22 protein-coding genes and 1 riboswitch are annotated in these 20500 nt (G+C 76.4%); of the genes, 15 read left to right on the plus strand and 7 right to left on the minus strand.

Features of this window, described 5'->3' with window-relative positions; all coding sequences use genetic code 11:
• Nucleotides 1-44 precede the first annotated feature (44 nt).
• Both ACI8AC_RS11155 and ACI8AC_RS11160 read left to right on the plus strand, forming a co-directional pair.
• Nucleotides 45-737, plus strand: a complete 693-nt coding sequence (locus tag ACI8AC_RS11155; protein ID WP_456897832.1) for a TetR/AcrR family transcriptional regulator — start codon at nucleotides 45-47, stop codon at nucleotides 735-737.
• A gap of 107 nt (nucleotides 738-844) precedes the next feature.
• Nucleotides 845-1327 carry a nitroreductase family deazaflavin-dependent oxidoreductase gene (locus ACI8AC_RS11160; protein ID WP_456897833.1) on the plus strand — a complete coding sequence of 161 codons (483 nt, stop codon included), beginning with the start codon at nucleotides 845-847 and terminating at the stop codon, nucleotides 1325-1327.
• Nucleotides 1328-1418: 91 nt separating this feature from the next.
• On the opposite strand, the gene ACI8AC_RS11165 is transcribed toward ACI8AC_RS11160, so the two are convergent.
• Complete coding sequence (locus ACI8AC_RS11165) at nucleotides 1419-2708, minus strand: MFS transporter (protein WP_456897834.1); 1290 nt, start codon at nucleotides 2706-2708, stop codon at nucleotides 1419-1421.
• 64 nt (nucleotides 2709-2772) lie between these two features.
• The gene (locus ACI8AC_RS11170) at nucleotides 2773-4017 is read right to left on the minus strand and encodes an acyl-CoA dehydrogenase family protein (protein ID WP_456897835.1); all 1245 of its coding nucleotides are present in this window, start codon (nucleotides 4015-4017) and stop codon (nucleotides 2773-2775) included.
• Nucleotides 4018-4173: 156 nt separating this feature from the next.
• On the opposite strand from ACI8AC_RS11170, the gene ACI8AC_RS11175 reads away from it, so the two are divergent.
• Nucleotides 4174-4617: a hypothetical protein gene (locus tag ACI8AC_RS11175; RefSeq protein WP_456897836.1), complete on the plus strand. Its 444-nt coding sequence runs from the start codon at nucleotides 4174-4176 to the stop codon at nucleotides 4615-4617.
• On the opposite strand, the gene ACI8AC_RS11180 is transcribed toward ACI8AC_RS11175, so the two are convergent.
• Together ACI8AC_RS11180 and ACI8AC_RS11185 are read right to left on the minus strand one after the other, a co-directional pair.
• Nucleotides 4551-5321: an alpha/beta fold hydrolase gene (locus ACI8AC_RS11180; protein ID WP_456897837.1), complete on the minus strand. Its 771-nt coding sequence runs from the start codon at nucleotides 5319-5321 to the stop codon at nucleotides 4551-4553. The genes ACI8AC_RS11175 and ACI8AC_RS11180 overlap by 67 nt on opposite strands.
• Nucleotides 5318-7309 (minus strand): acetoacetate--CoA ligase, encoded by a 1992-nt coding sequence (locus ACI8AC_RS11185; RefSeq protein WP_456897838.1) that lies wholly within the window; start codon nucleotides 7307-7309, stop codon nucleotides 5318-5320. The genes ACI8AC_RS11180 and ACI8AC_RS11185 overlap by 4 nt, the downstream gene beginning before the upstream one ends.
• A gap of 111 nt (nucleotides 7310-7420) precedes the next feature.
• Between ACI8AC_RS11185 and ACI8AC_RS11190 the strand changes: the two genes are divergently transcribed.
• From ACI8AC_RS11190 to ACI8AC_RS11215, 6 genes are all read left to right on the plus strand, one after another.
• Nucleotides 7421-7816, plus strand: coding sequence for a DUF2237 family protein (locus ACI8AC_RS11190; RefSeq protein ID WP_456897839.1), 396 nt, complete (start codon nucleotides 7421-7423; stop codon nucleotides 7814-7816).
• A 28-nt stretch (nucleotides 7817-7844) separates the two neighbouring features.
• Nucleotides 7845-8339 (plus strand): glutathione peroxidase, encoded by a 495-nt coding sequence (locus ACI8AC_RS11195; RefSeq protein WP_456897840.1) that lies wholly within the window; start codon nucleotides 7845-7847, stop codon nucleotides 8337-8339.
• On the plus strand, nucleotides 8336-9052 hold the full coding sequence (locus tag ACI8AC_RS11200; protein ID WP_456897841.1) for a mycothiol-dependent nitroreductase Rv2466c family protein: 717 nt from the start codon (nucleotides 8336-8338) through the stop codon (nucleotides 9050-9052). Before ACI8AC_RS11195 ends, ACI8AC_RS11200 begins: the two co-directional genes overlap by 4 nt.
• Before the next feature lie 69 nt (nucleotides 9053-9121).
• Entirely contained in the window at nucleotides 9122-10189 is a 1068-nt protein-coding gene (locus ACI8AC_RS11205) for a FecCD family ABC transporter permease (protein ID WP_456897842.1), read from the plus strand.
• Nucleotides 10186-11283 carry a FecCD family ABC transporter permease gene (locus ACI8AC_RS11210; RefSeq protein WP_456897843.1) on the plus strand — a complete coding sequence of 366 codons (1098 nt, stop codon included), beginning with the start codon at nucleotides 10186-10188 and terminating at the stop codon, nucleotides 11281-11283. Before ACI8AC_RS11205 ends, ACI8AC_RS11210 begins: the two co-directional genes overlap by 4 nt.
• Nucleotides 11284-11303: 20 nt before the next feature.
• Nucleotides 11304-12104 (plus strand): ABC transporter ATP-binding protein, encoded by an 801-nt coding sequence (locus tag ACI8AC_RS11215; protein ID WP_456897844.1) that lies wholly within the window; start codon nucleotides 11304-11306, stop codon nucleotides 12102-12104.
• Nucleotides 12105-12169: 65 nt separating this feature from the next.
• On the opposite strand, the gene ACI8AC_RS11220 is transcribed toward ACI8AC_RS11215, so the two are convergent.
• Nucleotides 12170-13117 carry a siderophore-interacting protein gene (locus ACI8AC_RS11220; RefSeq protein WP_456897845.1) on the minus strand — a complete coding sequence of 316 codons (948 nt, stop codon included), beginning with the start codon at nucleotides 13115-13117 and terminating at the stop codon, nucleotides 12170-12172.
• Between the two features lie 110 nt (nucleotides 13118-13227).
• Between ACI8AC_RS11220 and ACI8AC_RS11225 the strand changes: the two genes are divergently transcribed.
• Nucleotides 13228-14229 (plus strand): ABC transporter substrate-binding protein, encoded by a 1002-nt coding sequence (locus ACI8AC_RS11225; RefSeq protein WP_456897846.1) that lies wholly within the window; start codon nucleotides 13228-13230, stop codon nucleotides 14227-14229.
• Between the two features lie 49 nt (nucleotides 14230-14278).
• Here the strand turns inward: ACI8AC_RS11225 and ACI8AC_RS11230 are convergent, their stop codons facing one another.
• Both ACI8AC_RS11230 and ACI8AC_RS11235 read right to left on the minus strand, forming a co-directional pair.
• Complete coding sequence (locus tag ACI8AC_RS11230; protein WP_456897847.1) at nucleotides 14279-15229, minus strand: EamA family transporter; 951 nt, start codon at nucleotides 15227-15229, stop codon at nucleotides 14279-14281.
• A 45-nt stretch (nucleotides 15230-15274) separates the two neighbouring features.
• Complete coding sequence (locus ACI8AC_RS11235; RefSeq protein ID WP_456897854.1) at nucleotides 15275-15670, minus strand: VOC family protein; 396 nt, start codon at nucleotides 15668-15670, stop codon at nucleotides 15275-15277.
• A gap of 130 nt (nucleotides 15671-15800) precedes the next feature.
• Here ACI8AC_RS11235 and ACI8AC_RS11240 point away from each other — a divergent pair, with 130 nt between their 5' ends.
• The 5 genes from ACI8AC_RS11240 to metX all read left to right on the plus strand — a co-directional run bounded on the left by ACI8AC_RS11240 (nucleotide 15801) and on the right by metX (nucleotide 20312).
• Entirely contained in the window at nucleotides 15801-16172 is a 372-nt protein-coding gene (locus tag ACI8AC_RS11240; protein WP_456897848.1) for a hypothetical protein, read from the plus strand.
• Nucleotides 16173-16267: 95 nt separating this feature from the next.
• The gene (locus ACI8AC_RS11245) at nucleotides 16268-17185 is read left to right on the plus strand and encodes a mechanosensitive ion channel family protein (RefSeq protein WP_456897849.1); all 918 of its coding nucleotides are present in this window, start codon (nucleotides 16268-16270) and stop codon (nucleotides 17183-17185) included.
• On the plus strand, nucleotides 17182-17679 hold the full coding sequence (locus ACI8AC_RS11250) for a hypothetical protein (protein WP_456897850.1): 498 nt from the start codon (nucleotides 17182-17184) through the stop codon (nucleotides 17677-17679). The genes ACI8AC_RS11245 and ACI8AC_RS11250 overlap by 4 nt, the downstream gene beginning before the upstream one ends.
• A 62-nt stretch (nucleotides 17680-17741) precedes the next feature.
• A riboswitch (SAM riboswitch) is annotated at nucleotides 17742-17857 on the plus strand.
• 45 nt (nucleotides 17858-17902) lie between these two features.
• Nucleotides 17903-19195, plus strand: coding sequence for a bifunctional o-acetylhomoserine/o-acetylserine sulfhydrylase (locus tag ACI8AC_RS11255; RefSeq protein WP_456897851.1), 1293 nt, complete (start codon nucleotides 17903-17905; stop codon nucleotides 19193-19195).
• 1 nt (nucleotide 19196) lies between these two features.
• Entirely contained in the window at nucleotides 19197-20312 is a 1116-nt protein-coding gene (gene metX, locus ACI8AC_RS11260; RefSeq protein WP_456897852.1) for a homoserine O-acetyltransferase MetX, read from the plus strand.
• The last annotated feature ends 188 nt before the right edge of the window (nucleotides 20313-20500 follow it).

Below are 20500 nucleotides of genomic sequence, written 5' to 3' on the forward strand. Positions count from 1 at the left end.
CTCCCGCTCCGCTCGTAGCCTGTGCCGACGACGGGAGGTGGTCGATGGCGCCCCGTGCCGACCTGGGGACCCGCGGCTCGCTGACCCGTGCCGCGGTGCTGCGCGCGGCCGTCGGGCTGGCCGACCGCGACGGGCTCGAGGCGCTCACCATGCGCCGCCTGGCCCAGGAGCTCGGCGTGGAGGCGATGTCGCTGTACCACCACGTCGCGAACAAGGAGGCGGTCCTCGACGGGGTGGCCGAGGTCGTCGTCGGGGAGGTCGTGGCGGCCGCCGCCGGGACGGGCCCGCCCGCCGAGGAGGACTGGCGGGGCGCCGTGCGGGCGCGGGTCCTCGCGGCCCGCGGGGTGCTGCTGCGCCACCCGTGGGCGCCGCGGGTGCTTGCCACCCGCACCACGATGGGCGCCGAGGTCGTCGCCTGGTACGACGGCCTGCTCGGCGTCCTCCGCGCGGGCGGCTTCTCCTACGACCTGGCCCACCACGCCCTCCACGCGCTGGGCAGCCGGGCCCTTAGCTTCACCCAGGAGCTGTTCGTGCCGGAGGACCCGGCCGCCGGCGGGGCGGAGGCGACCGCGCTGGTGGCCGCGCTGGCCGACCGCTTCCCGCACGTGGCCGGCATGGTCGCCGAGGTCGCGCACGGGACCGAGGGGGCGCTCGGCTGGTGCGACGACCAGGCCGAGTTCGAGTTCGGCCTCGACGTGCTCCTCGACGGCCTCGAGCGGCGGCGCGCCGCCGCCTGACCCGCGCCCGGCGAAGCCCCCCGAGTCCGCCGCAGGGGCTGGACCGGCGCCGCCCCGGTGGCTACCTCACGCCGTAAGACACCTTACGACGTAAGGAGCTGGTTCCCGTGCACGGACGACGGATCGGCGGCGGGCTGCTGCTCGCCGGCATCGCGCTGGCCGGCGGCTTCGTCGCCTCCTTCCGCGCCGGCTTCGACCCCGTCCTGACCGCGGTCCGCCGGTTCAACCGGGCGGTCACCAACCCCCGGCAGCTCACCCGCGCCGGGCAGCCCGGCTCCCGGGCCTCGGTGGTGCACCACGCCGGCCGCACCACGGGCACGCCGTACCGGACCCCGGTGAGCGCGGTCCCCACCCCCGACGGCTTCCTGGTCGCGCTCCCCTACGGCCCCGGCGCCGACTGGGTGCGCAACGTCCGGGCGGCCGGCGGGGCGACCGTCGAGCACGAGGGCCGCACCGTCCGCGTGCACCGCCCCGCCCTCGTCGGGCCGGCGGAGGCGGCGCCGTTCCTGTCCCGCGGGGACCGGTGGGTGCACCGGCTGTTCGGCGTCGGCACGTTCCTCCGCGTCCGCACCGCCGAGGTCCGGCCGTGACCCCGGTCGAGGCCCCGGGCGCGCCGGTCCGGGCGACCGGACCGGCGCGCGCCTGCTGGCGTGCGGCCTCCGCCGTCCCGGCCGAGCGGCGTCAGGGGCCGGGGGCGGCGGCCCGCTCGGGGTCGCGGTCGAGCGGGTGGGCGAGCTCGTCGGCGGGCAGCCGGGCGGCCACGAGCGTCACCACGGCGAGCACCGGGGGCACCAGCCCGGCGAGCAGGAAGGTGCCGGTGAGGCCGATCCAGGCGCTGACCGGCCCGGCCAGGCCCATGGACAGCGGCAGGAACGCGGTCGAGACGAAGAAGTCCAGGCCGGCGACCCGGCCGAGCAGGGCGGGCGGGACCCGGCGCTGCAGCATCGTGCCCCACAGCACCATCCCGGCCTGCAGCGCGGCGCCGGTGACCAGCCCGGCGCCGATCATCACGGCCAGGGACGACGTCAGGCCGAAGGCCGCCATCGGCACGCAGCCCAGGCCCCACAGCAGGGTCGTGACCGTGAGGTAGCGGCGCGGCAGCCGCCGGGAGGCCACCACCAGCGAGCCCGCCGCCCCGCCCAGCCCGAAGGCGGCCAGCACCAGGGCGTGCTGCAGCGGCCCGCCGCCGGTGCGGTCCCGGATCGCGAACGGCGCCAGGACCTCGAACGGGCCGAGCATCACCAGCAGCATCAGCGAGGCGAACAGCAGCGTCGCCCGCAGCCACGGCGTCCGGACGACGTACCGGACCCCCTCCCCCAGGTCGGCGGCCAGGCCGCGGACCGGGTGGACCGGGGCGCGCTCGGGAACCCGGCGCACCGCGGTGGCCGGCAGCGCCGCGACGCACCAGGCGGCGCCGAGCGCGGCGACCGCGGTGACCGCCAGCGCCCAGCCGGGGGAGGTCAGCGCGAGGACGCCCCCGGCGACGGCCGGGCCGGCGGCCTGGAACAGCACCGGCCGCAGGGTGCCCTCCAGGCCGTTGGCGGCCAGCAGCTCCTCCTCGGGGAGCAGCGCCGGCAGCTGGGCGGAGTAGGCCGGGTAGTAGACGCCGTTCACCAGGCCACCGGCGAGCGCCACCGCGGCGAGCTGCCCGAGGGTGAGCAGCCCGCTGAGGGAGAGGACGGCCACACCGGCGATCGCGACGGTCTGCACCACCGCGACGACGAGCAGCACGTGCCGCTGCGGGACCCGGTCGGCCAGCACGCCGCCGAGCAGGGTGCTGGCCAGCATCCCGCCGGAGGCGAGCGCGGTCACCAGCGACAGCTGGGTCGGCCCGCCGCCGAGCGCGACGACCTGCCACACGACGGCGACGGTCCACATGCTGTTGGTGAGCAGCGACAGGCCGAGCGAGCCGGCCAGCAGGCGGTAGCGGGGGTGCCGGAGCGGCGCGAGCGCGCGCGGCAGCCCGGCCATCGCACCCCCCGTCGTCCCGGCGCCGCGGCGCCGGGTCCATCCTCCCAGCAGCCCTCGGCCTCCCTCAGGCCAGCGGGCTGCGGGGCAGCAGGCGGTCGCTGATGATCCGCTTCTGGATCTCGCTGGTGCCCTCGAAGACCCTCGTCAGCCGGGCGTCGCGCCAGTGCCGCTCCACCTGGCGCTCGGTGGTGTAGCCGTTGCCGCCGTGCAGCTGCATCGCCTGGTTGGTGACCCGCACCGACATCTCCGTGGCCTCGAGCTTCACCATGGCCGCCTCCCGGCCGCAGGGCAGGCCGAGGTCGAGCAGGTGCGCCACCTGCCGGTAGAACGCACGGGACTGCTCGACCTGGGCGGCCATCTCGGCGACGGCGAAGCGCAGGGCCTGGAAGTCGCCGATCGGGTGGCCGAACTGCTCGCGCTCCTGCAGGTACCGGATCGAGTCCTCCAGCGCCGCGCGGGCCAGGCCCACGGCGCGGGCGGCGGTGTGCACCCGGGCGGTGTCCAGGAAGCGCTTGGCCTGGTCGAACCCGGCCCGGCGGGCGGTCCCGCCGGCCCCGCCCTCCCCGCCGCCGGCCTCGTCGACCACGTTGCCGGCGGGGATGCGCACCCGGTCGAAGGTGAGGTCCCAGGTCAGGAAGCCGTGGTAGCCGACCTTGTCGATCGGCGAGCCGGTCAGGCCGTCGGGGAAGACCCCGCGCTCCTTCTCCAGCAGCAGGTTGACCAGGCCGCGGGAGCGGGGCTCCCCCGGCCCGGGGTCGCGCTCGCGGGCCAGCACCTGGATGAAGTCGGCGGCCAGCGCGTTGCCGCACCAGCGCTTGCGGCCGGAGACCACCCAGGCGTCGCCGTCCCGCTCCGCCCGCGTGGACACCCCCGCCAGGTCGGAGCCGGCGTCGGGCTCCGACAGCGCGATGGCCCCGATCCACTCCCCCCGGGCGCTGCGGCGCAGCAGGTCCCTGCGCCGCTCGGGGTCGGGCAGCGCGGTGCCGAGCCCCTGGGCACGGGCCAGGATGCTCGCCACGCTCATCCAGGCCCGGGCCAGCTCCTCGGCGACCATGCAGTACTCGAAGACCCCCAGGCCCATCCCGCCGTGCTCGGCGGGCACGGTCAGGCCGAACCAGCCCTCCTCGGCCATGCGCGCGAGCAGCGCCGTCGGGATCTCGCCCTTCCTCGGGTCGAGCTCGTCGGCGACCGGGAGCACCTCCTCGGCGGCGAACCGGCGCGCCCGCTCCTGCAGCGCCTCCCGCTCCGGAATGTGCCACGGCGGGAGCAGGGCGGGCGGTGCGGGGGGCAGGACGTCGGACGACGGCATCGGCGGGCGCTCTCCTGGGTCGGGGGACTGCCCCCACCCTGGGCCCTGCGCGGTCGCGGCGCGCGCGGTGCGCCGTCGCGGGACCGTCGGCACCCGCGGGCACGCTGGGAGGCACCCGGACGTTGACCGGGTGCAGCACCGAACGAGGAGCCCGTCATGCTCAGGTCCCCGAGCCGGAGGGACGCCGACCGCCACCCGGACGCCGCGTGGCCGCCCACCCCCGTCCCGCGCGAGCCCGTCGACGCCGCGCCCGGCGGCACTCCCCCGTCGGCACCCGGGCGCCGGGGGCACTGGTCGGCACCCGACCCGCTCGCCGACGTCCTGGCGCTGGCGTGGGAGCCCGGCGCCGCACCGCCGCGGGAGATCCGCATCCGGCCCGAGACCCGGGACCGCCTCCTCGCCCGGCTCGCGCCGTCCGACCGGGCGCGGGTGGAGCAGCAGGGCGTCGTCGGGGGGCCGGCCGACGTGCCGCTGGTCGTCGACGGGACCCTGCCGGCCTTCCCCGGCTTCGAGGTGGTGCGCGTCCCGCCGGGTCACCCGCGGCCGAGGAACTCCTCGACCACCGCCACGAGCGCCGGCGGGGTCTCGTACATCGCGTAGTGCCCGGCGTCGGCGAGGACCACCAGCTCCGCGCCGGGGTGCGTGGCCAGCCAGGTGGCCCGCACGGCGTCCTCCCCGAGCGCCGGGTCGTGCCGGCCGGCCACGCAGAGCACCGGCACCCGCCCGGCCACCGACCCGACCGCCGCCGAGATGTCCTCGTCGGCCCAGGCGGCCAGGTAGCGCGCGAACGCCTCGGGGTCGGCGGCGTCGAGGGAGTGCTGGACGAGCTCCTCGACGAACGCGCGGGGCAGCCGGTTGCCCGTGGTCAGGTCGATGATGGCGTACCGGGCGTCGCGGTCGCCCGCCGCGCCCTCGAACAGCGCCCGGCCCTCCGGGTCGAACGGCGTCGGCCCGGCCGGGACGCCGCTGACCGCCACCAGCCGGCGCACCCGGTCGGGGGCGTCGGCCAGCACCTGCTGGGCGTACTTGGCGCCCATCGAGTGCCCGACCAGGGAGAACCGGTCCCAGCCGAGGCGGTCGGCGAGCGCGAGGACGTCGGCGGCCACCGCGGCCACGGTGTGCGCGCCGGGCTCGTCCCGCCGGGTGCCGTAGCCGCGCAGGTCGGGGAAGGCCCAGGTGTAGGTGTCCCGGTCCACGAGGTCGGGCAGCCGGCCCCAGCCGCCGGCGGAGCCGAACCAGCCGTGCAGCCCGATGACCCGGTGCTCCCCGTGCCCGACCGTGCGGACCCCGTCCCCGCCGGTCACCGGGCGTCCCGGGACCGCGCGAGCTGCACGTAGTGCTCGACGGCCGCCGGGTCGTCGACCGCCCCCACGTTGAGGGCCTTCTCCGGCGCGACGCCCTGGAACAGCCGCTTGAGCGGCACCTCCAGGCGCTTGCCGGTGCGGGTGTGCGGCACCGCCGGGACGACGAGCACCTCGTCGGGCACGTGCCGGGGGCTGGCCTGCCGGCGGATCGCGGCCCGGATCCGCCCGGTGAGCTCCTCGGTGAGCTCGGTGCCGGGGGCGAGCTGGACGAACAGCGGCATCCAGTAGCCGCCGTCGCGCTGCTCGACCCCGAGGACGACGCAGTCGAGGACCTCCGGGACCGACTCCACCGCCGCGTAGATGTCGGCGGTGCCCATGCGCACCCCGCCGCGGTTGAGCGTGGAGTCCGACCGGCCGGTGATGAGGCAGGTGCCGCGCTCGGTGACCTCCATCCAGTCCCCGTGCCGCCACACCCCTGGCCACGGCTCGAAGTAGGCCTCGCGGTAGCGGGACCCGTCCGGGTCGTTCCAGAAGTACAGCGGCATCGAGGGCATCGGCTCGGTGACCACCAGCTCGCCCAGCTCGCCGACCACCGGGCGCCCCTCCTCGTCCCAGGCGGCCGCCGCGACGCCGAGCATGGGCCGCTGCAGCTCCCCGGCGGTGACCGGGAGCAGGTGGGTGCTGCCGACGAACCCCGTGGCCACGTCCGTGCCGCCGGACAGGGAGCCGAGGAATACGTCGGGCTTCACGGCGTCGTAGACCCAGGTGAACGACGACGCCGGCAGCGGGGAGCCGGTGGCGCCGATGGTGCGCAGCGCGGAGAGGTCGTGGGTGTCGACCGGTCGCACCCCGGCCTTCTCGCAGGCCATGAGGTAGCCCGGGCTGGTCCCGAGGAAGGTGAGCCGGGTGCGCGCGGCGATCGCGAACTGCGCGTCGACGGTGGGGTAGGCCGGCGCGCCGTCGTGGACCACCACGGTGACCCCGCCCAGCAGGGCCGAGGCCGCGATGTTCCACATGATCCAGGCCGTGGAGGCGTACCAGTAGAAGCGGTCGCCGACGCGCAGGTCCATGTGCAGCCGGCCCTGCTTGAGCTGCTCGAGCACCACCCCGCCGTGGCCGTGCACGATCCCCTTGGGCAGGCCGGTGGTGCCGGAGGAGTAGACGATCCACAGCGGGTGGTCGAAGGGCAGCGCCTCGAACCGCGGGTCCTGCTCGTCGGCGACGGCGTCGGCCCACGGGAGGGCGTCGGCGGGCACCTCGTCCGGGAAGAGCCGCGGGACGGCGATCGTCGTCCGCACGCTGGGCAGGGCGCCGCGCAGCTCGGCGACGACGTCCCGGCGGTCGTGCTCCCGCCCGTTGAACCGGTACCCGTCGACGGCCACCAGCACGGTGGGCTCGATCTGGGCGAAGCGGTCGAGCACGCTGCGGGTGCCGAAGTCGGGGGCGCACGAGGACCACACCGCGCCGATCGCCGCCGTCCCGAGGAAGGCGACCACCGCCTCGGGGACGTTGGGCAGGTACCCGGCGACCCGGTCGCCGCGCCGCACGCCGAGCCGCCGGAGGGTGGCCGCGAAGGCGCCCACCTGCGCGCGCAGCGCCGCCCAGCTCACCTCGGTGGGCTCGGTGTCCTCCGCGACGGCGATGAGCGCCGGGGCCCCGGGCGGGACGGTGCCGTCGACCGGGTGGCGCAGGGCCTGCTCGGCGAAGTTGAGCGTCGTGCCCGGGAACCACTCCGCGCCCGGCATGTCCCGCCGGGGCAGCACCCGGTCGTCGGGGACGTCGGGCAGCACGCCCGTCCACCCGGCGACGTCGGCCCAGAACTGGTCGAGGTGGTCGACCGACCAGCGCCAGACCGCGTCGTAGTCCGGGGGGTCGCCGAAGGAGAGGCCACGCTTGGCGGTCACCCAGGTGGCGAAGTCGGCCAGCCCGGTGGCGCGGGCGGTCTCCGGGGTCGGGCGCCAGAGGACCGCGGGGGTGTCTGCCGTCACAGGGGCACCTTGCCATGCCCGGTCACGGGTGGTGACGCTCCCCGCCCGGCGGCAGGATGGCGCCGGGGCCGGCCGGGTGGCGGCGCCCGTGGCACGCAGGAGGGGAGCCGGGTGACCAGGCCGGAACGCAACGTCCTCGGTGGCCCGCTCGAGCCGTGCGGCACCGACCCGATGACCGGCTTCTACCGCACCGGCTCCTGCTCGAGCGGCCCCGACGACCTCGGCAGCCACACCGTCTGCGCGGTCGTCTCCGCGGAGTTCCTGGACCTGCAGCGCGAGCTCGGCAACGACCTGACCACCCCGCGGCCGGAGTTCGGCTTCCCCGGCCTGCGCCCGGGCGACCGCTGGTGCGTGGTCGCGGTGCGGTGGCTGCAGGCCTACCAGGCCGGTGCCGCGACGGGCGTGGTCCTGGCGGCCACCCACGAGCGCGCGCTGGACGTCGTCCCCCTCGACGCCCTGCGGCAGCACGCCGTCGACGTCCCCGACGACGCCAGCGGGCTGGAATGAACGCGCGGCCGGGCGCGCTGGCGCCGGCATGAGCGACCTCCTCGACCTCCCGGTCACCACCCTGCGGGGCGAGCCGACCACGCTGCGCGCGCTGACCGGGGGCGGCCCGGCGCTGCTGGTCAACGTGGCCAGCCGGTGCGGCCTGACGCCGCAGTACGCCGGGCTGGAGCAGCTGCAGCGGGAGTACGGCCCGCGCGGGTTCGCCGTGGTGGGCTTCCCCTGCAACCAGTTCATGGGGCAGGAGCCGGGCACCGCCGAGGAGATCGAGACGTTCTGCTCGGCCACCTACGGCGTCACCTTCCCGCTGACGGGGAAGACCGAGGTCAACGGACCCGGCGCGCACCCGGTCTACCAGCGGCTGACCGCGGCCCCGGACGCGCAGGGTGAGGCCGGCGACGTGCAGTGGAACTTCGAGAAGTTCCTCGTCGCCGCCGACGGCGGGGTCGTCGCCCGGTTCCGCCCCAGCACCCAGCCGGACTCCCCCGAGGTCCGGACGGCCATCGAGGAGGTCCTCGCCCCGTGACCGCCGACCTGCGCTTCTGGTTCGACCCGGTCTGCCCGTTCGCCTGGAACACCAGCAAGTGGGTGCGCACCGTCGCCGCCCGCCGCGAGTACCGGGTGGAGTGGCGGCTGATCTCGCTGCGGCTGCTCAACCGGCACGTCGACTACGACGCCCGGTTCCCGCCCGAGTACGAGGCCGGGCACACCGCCGGGCTGCGGCTGCTGCGCGTCGCCGCCCGTGCCCGGGAGGAGCACGGGGTCGCCGTCCTCGACCCGCTCTACGCCGCCCTCGGCGCGCGCGTGTTCGAGGACCCCGCCGGCCAGCCCCCGCCCGACCGGGCGACCAGCCGGGAGTTCGTCGTGGCGGCCCTCACCGAGGCCGGGCTGCCGGCCGCCCTCGCCGACGCCGTCGACGACGAGAGCCGGGACCCCGCGATCCAGGCCGACACCGACGAGGCCCTGCGGCTGGCCGGCAAGGACGTCGGGACGCCGATCCTGCAGTTCCGCCCGCCGGACGGGCCGGCCTTCTTCGGGCCGGTGATCAGCCGGCTGCCGGACGAGGAGCAGGCCGTGCAGCTGTGGGACCACGTGGTCGCCCTCGCCGGGTTCCCGGGCTTCGCCGAGCTCAAGCGCAGCCTGCGCGAGCGCCCGCAGCTGCCCGCGTTCGGCATCCGCCCCGGGGAGGTCGGCGTGACCGAGGACTGGCACGGGGGCAGCCGCCGGCAGCACCGCTGACCGGTTTCCCCGCCCCGGATCGGCAAGTAAGGTCAGCCTGACCTACCTCGCCTGCCCCGGGAGCCGCTCGTGTCGACCACGACCGACGCCGCGCTCCCCACCGGCGCCTCGGTCGGCCGTCGGCACGGGCTGCTCCGCGGGCCGGGTGCCCGGTCGACCGGGCTGCTCGTCCTCGTCGTCCTCGTGGTCGCCGTCGCGGCGCTGAGCATCGCCGTCGGCACCCGTTCGATCGGCCTGGGCACGGTCTGGCAGTCGCTGACCGACCCGGTCGCCGGCAGCGAGGAGGCGGTGATCGTCCGGGAGCTGCGGCTGCCCCGGACGGTCCTGGGGCTGCTCGTCGGCATGGCGCTCGGCGCCGCCGGCGCGCTCACCCAGGGGCACACCCGCAACCCGCTCGGCGACCCGGGCCTGCTGGGGGTCACGGCCGGCGCGTCGCTCGGCGTCGTCCTGGCGATCTGGCTGCTCGGCATCGCCGGCCCGTCCGGCTACGTGTGGTTCGCCTTCGCCGGCGCGCTGGTCGGCACCGTGCTGGTCTTCCTGCTCGGCTCGGTGGGCCGCGGCGGCGCCGGCCCGGTCACCCTCGCCCTCGCCGGGGCGGCGCTCAGCGCGCTGCTGTTCGCGCTGGTCCGGGCCATCCTCATCAGCGACTCGCAGAGCCTGGACAGCTTCCGGTTCTGGGTGGTCGGGGCCCTGGCCGGCCGCGGGGCGGACGTCGCCTGGCAGGTGGCCCCGTTCATCGTCCTCGGCCTCGTGCTCGCGCTGGCCAACGCGCCCGCGCTCGACCTGCTGGGCCTCGGCGAGGACGTCGCCCGCGGGCTGGGGCAGCGGGTCTGGCTGGCCCGCAGCGTCGGCCTGGTGGCGGTCACCCTGCTGTGCGGCGCCGCGACCGCGGCCTGCGGGCCGATCGCCTTCGTCGGGCTGGTCGTGCCGCACGTGGTGCGGGCGTTCACCGGGCCGTCGCACCGCTGGCTGGTCCCCTGCGCGGCGCTCACCGGGGCGGTGTTCCTGCTGCTGGCCGACGTGGTGGGCCGCGTCGTCGTCCGCCCGGGGGAGCTGCAGGTGGGCATCGTGCTGGCCCTCGTCGGCGCGCCGTTCTTCATCGCGCTCATCCGCCGGCGCCGGATGGTCGGCCCGTGAGCACGACGACCCGCGAGCCCGCCGCCCCGGCCGGGCTCCGCGCGCCGGGCCAGGCCGTCGTCCGGCTGGGCCCGGTCTCGGCCCGGGTCCGCTGGCGGCAGGTGGTCGTGCCCGCCGTCGCCGCCGCCGTCCTCGTGCTCCTCGGGGCGGTCAGCCTCGGCCGCGGCGACTTCCCGATCGGGCTGGCCGACGTGCTGCGCACGCTGGTCGGGCTCGGGGAGGGCAACCAGCCGTTCATCGTGCTGCAGCTGCGGGCGCCCCGGATCGTCGTCGGCGTCCTCGTGGGCCTGGCCCTCGGCATCGCCGGCGCGCTGTTCCAGACCTTCGCCCGCAACCCGCTGGCCTCCCCCGACATCCTCGGCATCACCCAGGGCGCCTCGGTCGGTGCGGTGGCCGCCATCGTGCTGGGCGGCACCACGGGCGCCGGGGCGCTGCTCGGCGGGCTGGGCATCCCGCTGGCCGCGCTCCTCGGCGCGCTCGCCACCGGGCTGCTGCTCCTGGGCCTGACCTGGCGGCGCGGCATCGACGGCTACCGCCTGGTGCTGGTGGGCATCGCGCTCTGGGCGGCCGCGGCCGCGCTCACCGACTGGCTGCTCACCCGCGCGGAGATCTACGACGCCGCCTCGGCCTACGTGTGGATCACCGGGTCGCTCAACGCGCGCACCTGGGACCAGGCGGTGCCCCTCGCCGTCTCCCTCGCGGTGCTGGTGCCGGTGGCGCTGGCCACGAGCCGGGCGCTGGGCGCGCTGCAGTTCGGGGACGACACCGCCCGCGGGCTGGGGCTGCGGCTGACCGGGACGCAGGCCGTGGTCGTGCTGGTCGCGGTGCTGCTCACCGCGGCCGCGGTCGCCGCCGCCGGGCCCATCGCCTACGTCGCCCTGGTCGTCCCGCAGATCGCGCTGCGGCTGACCGACAACTCGCGACCACCCCTGGTGACCTCCGCGCTGCTCGGCGCCGTGCTGGTCGTCGGGGCCGACCTGCTCACCCGCACCGTGCTCCCCCAGGCGCTGCCCGTCGGCATCCTCACCGCCGCGGTCGGCGCCCCCTACCTGCTGTGGCTGCTCGTCCGAGGAAGGCGGCGATCGACGCTGTGACCACTGTCGTGGAGAAGCCCGTGACGAGCACCGGACGGACCCGCCTCGCCGCCGAGTCGGTGAGCCTCGCCTACGACGAGCGGGTGGTGGTCCGCGACCTGGACCTGCAGCTCGCCGAGGGCTCGTTCACCGCCGTCGTCGGCCCCAACGGCTGCGGCAAGTCCACCCTGCTGCGCGCCCTGGGCCGGCTGCTGCGGCCCTCGTCGGGGCAGGTGCTGCTCGACGGCCGGTCCATCGCCCGGACGCCGACCCGCGAGGTGGCCAGGGTGCTCGGGCTGCTCCCGCAGACCCCGGTGGCGCCCGAGGGCCTCACGGTGGCCGACCTGGTCGCCCGCGGCCGGCACCCGCACCAGTCCTGGCTGCGGCAGTGGTCGCGCGGCGACGAGGCGGCCGTGGCCGAGGCGCTGGCCTGGACGGACATGTCCGAGCTGGCCGACCGCCCCGTCGACGCCCTCTCGGGCGGGCAGCGCCAGCGCGCCTGGATCTCCATGGCCCTGGCCCAGGGCACCGACCTGCTGCTGCTCGACGAGCCCACCACCTACCTGGACCTCTCGCACCAGATCGACGTGCTGGAGCTCGTGGGCCGGCTGCACGCCGAGCGCGGCCGCACCGTCGTCGTCGTCCTGCACGACCTCAACCTGGCGGCGCGCCACGCGCAGCGGCTGGTCGCGATGAAGGACGGCGTCCTCGTCGCCTCTGGCACCCCGGCCGAGGTGATCACCGAGCAGCTCCTGGCCGACGTCTTCGACCTGGAGGCCCGCGTGGTGCCCGACCCGGTCGCCGGCACGCCGATGGTGGTGCCGGTCCGCCGCCTGCGCTGAGACCGCGCGCCGGGCCGCGGCACCGGCCTCACCCCCGGGGGCCTGCGGGGCGCCCCGCGACCGCGTCAGCCGGCGCGGCCCTCGCGCCAGTAGCCCATGAAGGCCACCGAGCCGCGGGGCAGACCGAGGTCGCCGACCAGCCGGCGGCGCAGCTCCCTGACCACCCCGGCCTCGCCGGCCAGCCAGGCGTAGCAGCCCGCCACGGCCCCGCCGTCGTCCCGCCCGCCCTCGGGGACCTCCCAGAGCAGCCCGGTGTCCACGTCCACGTCGTCGACCGCCCCCGGTGCGGCGCCGGAGGCGACCCCCAGCCGGCACAGCTCGGCGTGCACCGCCGGCACCAGCAGCGACCCGCGGGCGGCACCGTCGCGGGCCAGCCAGCGCACCGAGACCCCCGGCGGCAGCCCCAGGTTCACCGCGTCGGCGGCACACGGCACCTCGAGGAGCGCGGCGACGGTCCGCGGCCCCTCCGGCAGGGTCTCGAGGATCGCGCAGACGGCCGGGACGGCGGTCTCGTCGCCGGCCAGCAGCAGGGTGCGCGCCGCGGGCGGGGGCGCCCACTCCACGCCCCACATCCGGCCGCGGCCCGGCCGGTCGGGGCCCAGCAGCACGATGCGGTCACCCGGGACGGCGGTGGCCGCCCAGGACGCGGCCGGCCCGGCGTGCCCGTCGTCCACCCCGTGCAGCACGACGTCGACGTCGAGCTCGGCCCGCTCCGGCCGGGCGGCGCGGACGGTGTAGGTGCGGATGTGCGGCCGCTGCTCCTCGGGCATCGCGCAGTACTCGGGGTACCACCCCGCCCCGCGGTCGACCAGCCGCCGCATCCCCGCGGGGTCCTGCGGGAGCACCAGCTTGAAGCGCTGGTCGTCCCCGGCCAGCCCGAAGCCCTCCAGGCCGGGGCCGGTGAACGTCAGCCGGACGAAGCTCGGCGACAACCGCCGGACGGCGGCCACCTCCACGTCGAAGAACTGCCACCCGGGGGCGGAGACGACCTCGGCCTGCTCGGCGACGGTCATGCAGGGGCTCCGTCCCGTCCGGGGCGACCCCTTGCGGCCACCGGGTAAGGCGAGGCTAACCTGCCTTCCGCCCGAGGGGGAAGCCCCGTCCCGGACCACGAGGAGATCCGTTGCACCGCAGACCGCGCCGCCTGACCGGCGCCACGCTCACCCTGGCCGCGGCGCTGGCGGCGGCCGGCTGCTCCGGCGAACTCACCGGCCCCGCGGCCGCCGAGGGCGGTGCCGCCTGGGAGTTCACCGACGACCTCGGCACCACCGTGGAGCTCGAGGAGACGCCCACCCGGGTGGCCGGGCTCAACGACGTGGTGGCCTCGCTGTGGAACTACGGCGTCGAGCCGGTGGCCGCGTTCGGGCAGACCTCCGCCGCCGACGACGTCGCCTTCGAGGGCCGCGACCTCGGCGACCTGGAGATCGTCGGGGAGAGCTACGGCCAGATCGACCTGGAGCGGCTCGCCGCCGCGGACCCGGACGTCATCGTCACCTCGGTCTACCCGGTCGACTCCTCCGGCAGCTTCGACGAGGGCCAGCCCCTCTACGGCTTCGAGTCGATCGAGCAGCAGGAGCAGGTCGCCGAGATCGCGCCGATCATCGCGATCGGCTACCGCGGCTCGGCCGCCGACGTCATCGAGCGGACCGTCGAGCTGGCCGACTCCCTCGGCGCGGACACCGACCTCGTCGAGTCGGCCCGGGCGGACTTCGCGGCGGCCTCGGCGCGGTTGACCGAGGCGGCGGCGAGCGGGATCACCGTGCTGCCGGTCTACGCCACCGAGGCCGACGGCTGGTGGATGGCCAAGGCCCCCGACGACCCGGCGCTGCGGCTGTACTCCGACCTCGGCGTCCGGTTCGTCGACCCGGGCGGCGAGGGCTACTTCTGGGAGACCGTCGGCTGGGAGGAGGTGCCCGGCCACCCCAGCGACGTGCTGCTGTACTCGCTGCGGTTCAGCATGACCCCGGAGGAGATCGCCGCCCAGCCGACCGCGGCGCTGCTGCCGGCGGTGGAGTCCGGCCAGGTGCACCCGTGGAAGTACGTCGGCATGGACCACGCCGCGCAGGCCGCCTACATGGAGGAGCTGGCCGGCTGGCTCGAGGCCGCCGAGGACGTCACCCCCTGATCCCCGGCCGGAGTGGGAGGGCGCGGAGAACGCGCCCCTCCCACTCCGCTCACGACGGCGCGAGGGTCTCCGGCTGCGGCGCGGGGGTGGGCGCGGTGCGTGCGGTCTGCGCCAGCGCGATCCCGGTGAGGACGACGACCCCGCCGAGCACCTGCCAGCCGGTGAGCACCTGCTCCACCCACAGCCAGGCCACGACCGAGGCGAACACCGGCTCGACCGTGGCGACCAGCCCGGCGGTCGTCGGGGGCAGGTGGCGCAGCGCGGCGATCGACAGCCAGAACGGCACCACCGCCCCGAGCACGACGATCCAGGCCACCAGCAGCCACAGCGGCACGGTGACGGCCCCGAGGGAGACCGGCACCCGCTCGGCGAGGACGCTGGCGTCGAACCGCCACCACGGCGCCGCCACCCCCCAGAACACGGCGGCGGCCACGAAGCCCCAGCAGGTGAGGGTGACCGGGTCCCGCGTGCCCGTGCCGCGCTCGCCGAGCAGGTAGTAGGTGGCCAGGCAGCCCGCGGCGGCCAGCCCGGCGGCCACCCCGACCGGGTCCAGCGAGCCGCCGCCCTCCCAGACCTCGGCGACGAACACCAGGCCGGACAGGGACAGCAGCAGCGCCGTCCACAGCCGGCGGCGCACCCGCTCCCGGCGGACCACCCACACGTAGAGGGCGATGAGCACCGGGGCGGTCATCTCGAAGACCAGCGCGATGCCGACCGGCAGCCGGCCGATCGCCACGTAGTACAGGAACTGGGTCAGCGCGATGCCGACGACCCCCAGCGCGGCCAGCAGGGGCAGCTCGCGCCGCGAGGGCCGCAGCCGATCCGGCGCCAGCAGGGCGAGGGCGGCGACCAGGACCACCGCCGCTCCGGTGCAGCGCAGCGCCGTCAGCCGGGTCGGCGGCAGCCCGGCCTCCAGCGCCAGCGTGGAGACCGTGCCGTTGACGGCGAACAGCGCCGCCGCGCCGACGGTGGTGGCGTAGCCGAGTGCGGGCCGGGACACGAGCCGTACGGTAGTCCCCATAACGGCCCGTGCCCCCTACCGGCCTCAGTCGACGACGTGCTGCTGGTCCATCCACACGACCTCCCAGACGTGCCCGTCCGGGTCGGTGAAGCTGGCGCCGTACATGAACCCGTGGTCCTGCGGCGGCAGCCACGGCTTGCCGCCGTGCTCCAGCGCCCGCTCCACCAGCGCGTCGACCTCGTCCCGGCTGCCCGCGGACAGCGCGGTCAGCTGGGTGGTCGCGGCCGCGGGGTCCCCGACCTCGCCGGAGACGAACTCCGCGAACCGCTCACGGGTCAGCAGCATCACGACGATGTTCTCGTCGACCACCACGGCGGCGGTGCGCTCGTCGGAGAACTGCTCGTTGAACGAGAAGCCCAGCCCGGCGTAGAACGCGCGGCTGGCCGCGAGGTCGGCCACGGGCAGGTTGAGGAACACCATCCGCACGGTCGTCTCCTGTCGTCGGGGACCGCAGGTGTCCCGGCCCCGTCAGGGGTAGGACGGGGCCGGGACCGAGAACTCATCGACCGCGAACCGACCGACCGGACCCGTCGCCCAGGAGGCCCGCACCGTGACCCACCCCCGCCCGCCCTGGTCCCGCCGGCGCCGCCGCCTGCTCCTGGGTCTCGCGCTCGGGGCGGTGCTGTGCGGGCTCGGCGCGGTCGGGCTGCCCGGCGAGTACGGGGTCACCGCGGCCTTCCTGGCCGGCCTGTGCGGCTTCCTCCTGGTCGTGGCGCTGGTCGTGTTCGTCGCCGTCCCGGGGCCGGACACGCTGGGCACGCTGCTGCGCATGCCACCGCTGGCCGGCGCCGTGTGCGTCGTCGCCGTCCTGCTCGTCCTGTCCAACCCGGCCGACTCGATCCGCTGGGTGTGGGTGGTGGCGGCCGTCGCCGGGGCGGCGTGGACGGCGTTCGCGGTGTGGGAGACCCGCCGCGGGAACTGACCACCCCGGCCCGGGCGTGTCCCGGGGGTGCGGGGACGAGGTCACACCCCGGATCGCTGGCGGGCCGCGGCCGGGACGGAGAGGCTGGGGAACCGATGGAACCGTTGACCGCACTGCTCGAGTGGCTCGCCGGCCGCGGGCTCGAGATCGTCCTCATCATCCTGGGCTCGGTGCTGCTGGCCCGGTTCGTGACCTGGGTCGGCGACCGCGTCACCGACCGGATCGACGCCCGCGCCACGGGCGGCGACGCGCTCGTCCGTTCCGAGGCGGCCAAGCACCGGCACTCGCTCACCCAGGTGCTCCGGTGGACGCTGATCGTGCTGATCTACACGATCGCCGTGTTCTTCGTGCTCGACCGGCTGAGCATCCCGGTGACCGGCCTGGTCGCGCCGGCCACGGTGTTGGGCGTGGGCCTCGGCTTCGGCGCCCAGCGGATCGTCGGGGACGTGCTGGCCGGGTTCTTCATCATCACCGAGCGGCAGTACGGGTTCGGTGACGTCGTCTCCATCCAGGTGGTGGGGGGCGGTGACCCGGCCGAGGGCACGATCGAGGACGTCACGCTGCGGATCACCCGGCTGCGCTCGGCGGACGGCGAGGTGGTGACGCTGCCCAACGGGCAGATCGTCAAGGTGGTCAACCTGTCCCGCGACTGGGCGCGCGCGGTCGTCGACGTCCCGGTGCCGACGGCGATGGACGTCACCCGCGTCAACGAGATCCTCCGCCAGGTGGGCGCCGAGGCCTTCCGCGACGAGCGGATGCGCCCCCTGCTGCTCGACCAGCCCAGCGTCATGGGCGTGGAGACCCTCGACCTCGAGCAGGTCAACGTCCGGGTGGTGGCCCGCACCCTGCCCGGCAAGCAGTTCGAGGTGGGCCGCGACCTGCGCGCCCGCATCGTCCACGCCTTCCGCCGCGAGGGCCTCAACCTGCCGACCCCGCCGACCGCGCCGCTGTCCGAGCAGGACGGCGGCCCCGTGCCGCAGCCGGCCGGTACCCGCACGGAGGGAGCCCGATGACCCCCGACGACAAGCTCCGCGGCGCCCCCAGCGTGCGGACCTCGCCGCCCGACGGCGCCCCGCGCCGCTCCGGCCTGCGCGGGATGATCCCGCACCACCTGGGCCGTGCCCGCACCTCCACGGTGGTGCTGGCGCTGCTGTTCGTCTCCCTCGGCGTCCTCTACCTGTACGTGCGGCCGGAGGTCTCCCCCTCCGGGGCGGCCACGCCCGCGGGGGAGCCGGCGCCGGTGACCTCCGAGGCCCCCGCGACGGCGACGACCCCGCCCGAGGAGACCGCCGAGCCGACCGACACCACGGACCCGTCCACCACCGAGCCCAGCACCGAGCCCACCACCGGGCCCACCACCGGGCCCACCACCGGGCCGACGACCAGGACCCCGACCACCCCGGCCCCCGGCTCCCCCGACGACGAGGAGCCGTCGACCACGACCCCGGCCGAGCCCACCGGCCCGGGGACGACGGAGGCACCGGCGGAGCCGACGACCGGCGGCTGACCGGGGCGGGCGCCCGTGACCGGTGTGACGGGCGGATCCCCGGCCTCCTATGATCGCGCCTGGCTCACGAGAGGCAGCGTCAAGCACCTGGCTGGCTGCCCGGCAACCTCGACTCCGTCCGAGGTGCTCCAGGGGAAGAGCCGGCCGGTCGGCGCCCGCCGCCCGGCAAGGACGGAGTCCTCCGTGCGCCGCGGGGTCTCCCGACCGAGAGGAGACCCGGCGCATGACCGACCCGAAGAGCTGGAGCTTCGAGACCCGGCAGATCCACGCCGGCACCAGCCCCGACCCGGCCACCGGCGCCCGCGCGCTGCCGATCTACGCCACCACCGCCTACCAGTTCCGCGACGCCCAGCACGCCGCCGACCTGTTCGCGCTGGCCGAGATGGGCAACATCTACACGCGGATCATGAACCCGACGCAGGACGCGCTCGAGCAGCGCGTCGCGTCGCTCGAGGGCGGCGTCGCCGCGCTCGCGGTCGCCAGCGGCCAGGCCGCGGAGACCCTGGCGATCCTCAACGTCGCCGAGGCCGGCGGCCACGTCGTCGCCTCCGCCTCGCTCTACGGCGGCACCTACAACCTGCTGCACCACTCGCTGCCCAAGCTGGGGATCACCGTCTCCTTCGTCGAGGACCCCGACGACCCGGAGAACTGGCAGTCGCTCGTCCGGGAGAACACCAAGGCGTTCTTCGCCGAGTCGATCGGCAACCCGAAGGGCGACGTGCTCGACATCAGCGCGGTGTCGGAGGTGGCCCACCGCAACGGCGTCCCGCTCATCGTCGACAACACCATCGCCACGCCCTACCTGGTCCGCCCGATCGAGTTCGGCGCGGACGTCGTGGTGCACTCGGCGACCAAGTACCTGGGCGGGCACGGCACCGCGATCGCCGGGATCATCGTCGACTCGGGCAACTTCTCCTGGACCGGCGGGAAGTTCCCCCAGTTCACCGAGCCCGACCCCACCTACCACGGTGTCGTGTACGCCGACCTGGGCGCGCCGGCCTTCGCGCTCAAGGCCCGTGTCCAGCTGCTGCGCGACCTCGGCCCGGCCATCTCCCCGTTCAACGCCTTCCTCGTCGTCCAGGGCATCGAGACGCTGTCGCTGCGCATGGAGCGGCACGTGGCCAACGCCCAGCGGGTCGCGGAGTTCCTCGAGGGCCACGACTCGGTGGACCGGGTGAACTACCCGGGCCTGCCGTCGTCCCCCTGGCACGCGGCGCAGCAGAAGTACGCCCCGCGGGGGGCCGGCGCCGTGCTCACCTTCGAGCTGCACGGCGGCGTCGAGGCCGGCAAGCGGTTCGTCGAGGCGCTGGAGCTGCACAGCCACGTGGCCAACATCGGCGACGTGCGCAGCCTGGTGATCCACCCGGCGTCGACCACGCACTCCCAGCTCACCCCCGAGGAGCAGCTGACCACCGGCGTGACCCCGGGGCTGGTGCGGCTGGCCGTGGGGCTGGAGGGGATCGACGACATCATCGCCGACCTGGAGGCCGGCTTCCGCGCGGCGAAGGGCGCCTGAGGTGGGCGGGGCCCGGGTCGCGGCCTGGGCCCCGCCGCGCCCGGGCGGCTGGCGCGAGGGCGACCCGCCCGGCGACCGGCGGTTCCTGGACCTGGAGGGACCGCTCCGCCTGGAGCGCGGCGGGACCCTCCCGTCGGTCCGGGTGGCGTACGAGACGTGGGGCACCCTCGCCCCCGGCGGCGGCAACGCCGTCCTCGTCGAGCACGCGCTGACCGGGGACAGCCACCTCACCGGGCCGGCCGGTCCCGGCCACCCGACGCCGGGCTGGTGGGCCGGCCTGGTGGGCCCCGGGGCGGCGCTGGACACCGACCGGCTCTTCGTCGTCTGCGCCAACGTGCTGGGCGGCTGCCAGGGGACGACGGGTCCCTCCTCCACGGCCCCGGACGGCGCACCGTGGGGCTCCCGGTTCCCGGTGGTCACCGTGGCCGACCAGGTGGCCGTGGAGGCCGCCCTGGCCGACGCGCTCGGCATCGAGCGGTGGGCCGCGGTGCTGGGCGGGTCGATGGGGGGCATGCGGGCGCTGGAGTGGGCGGTCGCCCGGCCCGACCGGGTCGAGGCGCTGCTGTTCCTCGCCTCCGGGGCGGCCGCCACCGCCGACCAGATCGGCACGCAGACCACCCAGCAGGCCGCGATCCGCGCCGACCCGGCCTGGGCCGGCGGGGACTACCTGCCCGGCCCCGGCCCGGTCGCCGGCCTGGGCATCGCCCGGCGGATCGCCCACCTCACCTACCGCAGCGCCCTCGAGCTCGACGAGCGCTTCGGCGCGGCGGTGCAGGACGACGGCCGCTACGCCGTGGCCTCCTACCTCGACCACCACGCGGACAAGCTGGCCGCCCGGTTCGACCCCGGCAGCTACGTGCTGCTGACCGGGACGATGAACGACTGGGACGTCGGGCGCGGCCGGGGCGGGGTGGCCGCGGCGCTGTCCCGCGTCACCGCGCGCGCCGTGGTGGCGGCGGTGGACAGCGACCGGCTCTACCCGCCGGCGCTGCAGCGGGAGGTCGCCGACGCCCTCGGGGTGCCGCTGCGCGTCGTCCGCTCGCCGTACGGCCACGACGGCTTCCTCATCGAGGTCGCGGCGGTCGGCGCGCTGGTCCGGGAGCTGCTGGGCACCTGACGGCCACCGGCGCAGGACCGGTCGAGATCTCGCGATCTCGGCCGCCTGCGTGCCCCGGGTCGTGGGGGGGGGGGGGGGGGGGGGGGGGGGGGGGGGGGGGGGGGGGGGGGGGGGGGGGGGGGGGGGGGGGGGGGGGGGGGGGGGGGGGGGGGGGGGGGGGGGGGGGGGGGGGGGGGGGGGGGGGGGGG

The organism is Geodermatophilus sp. SYSU D00758, assembly GCF_054049955.1.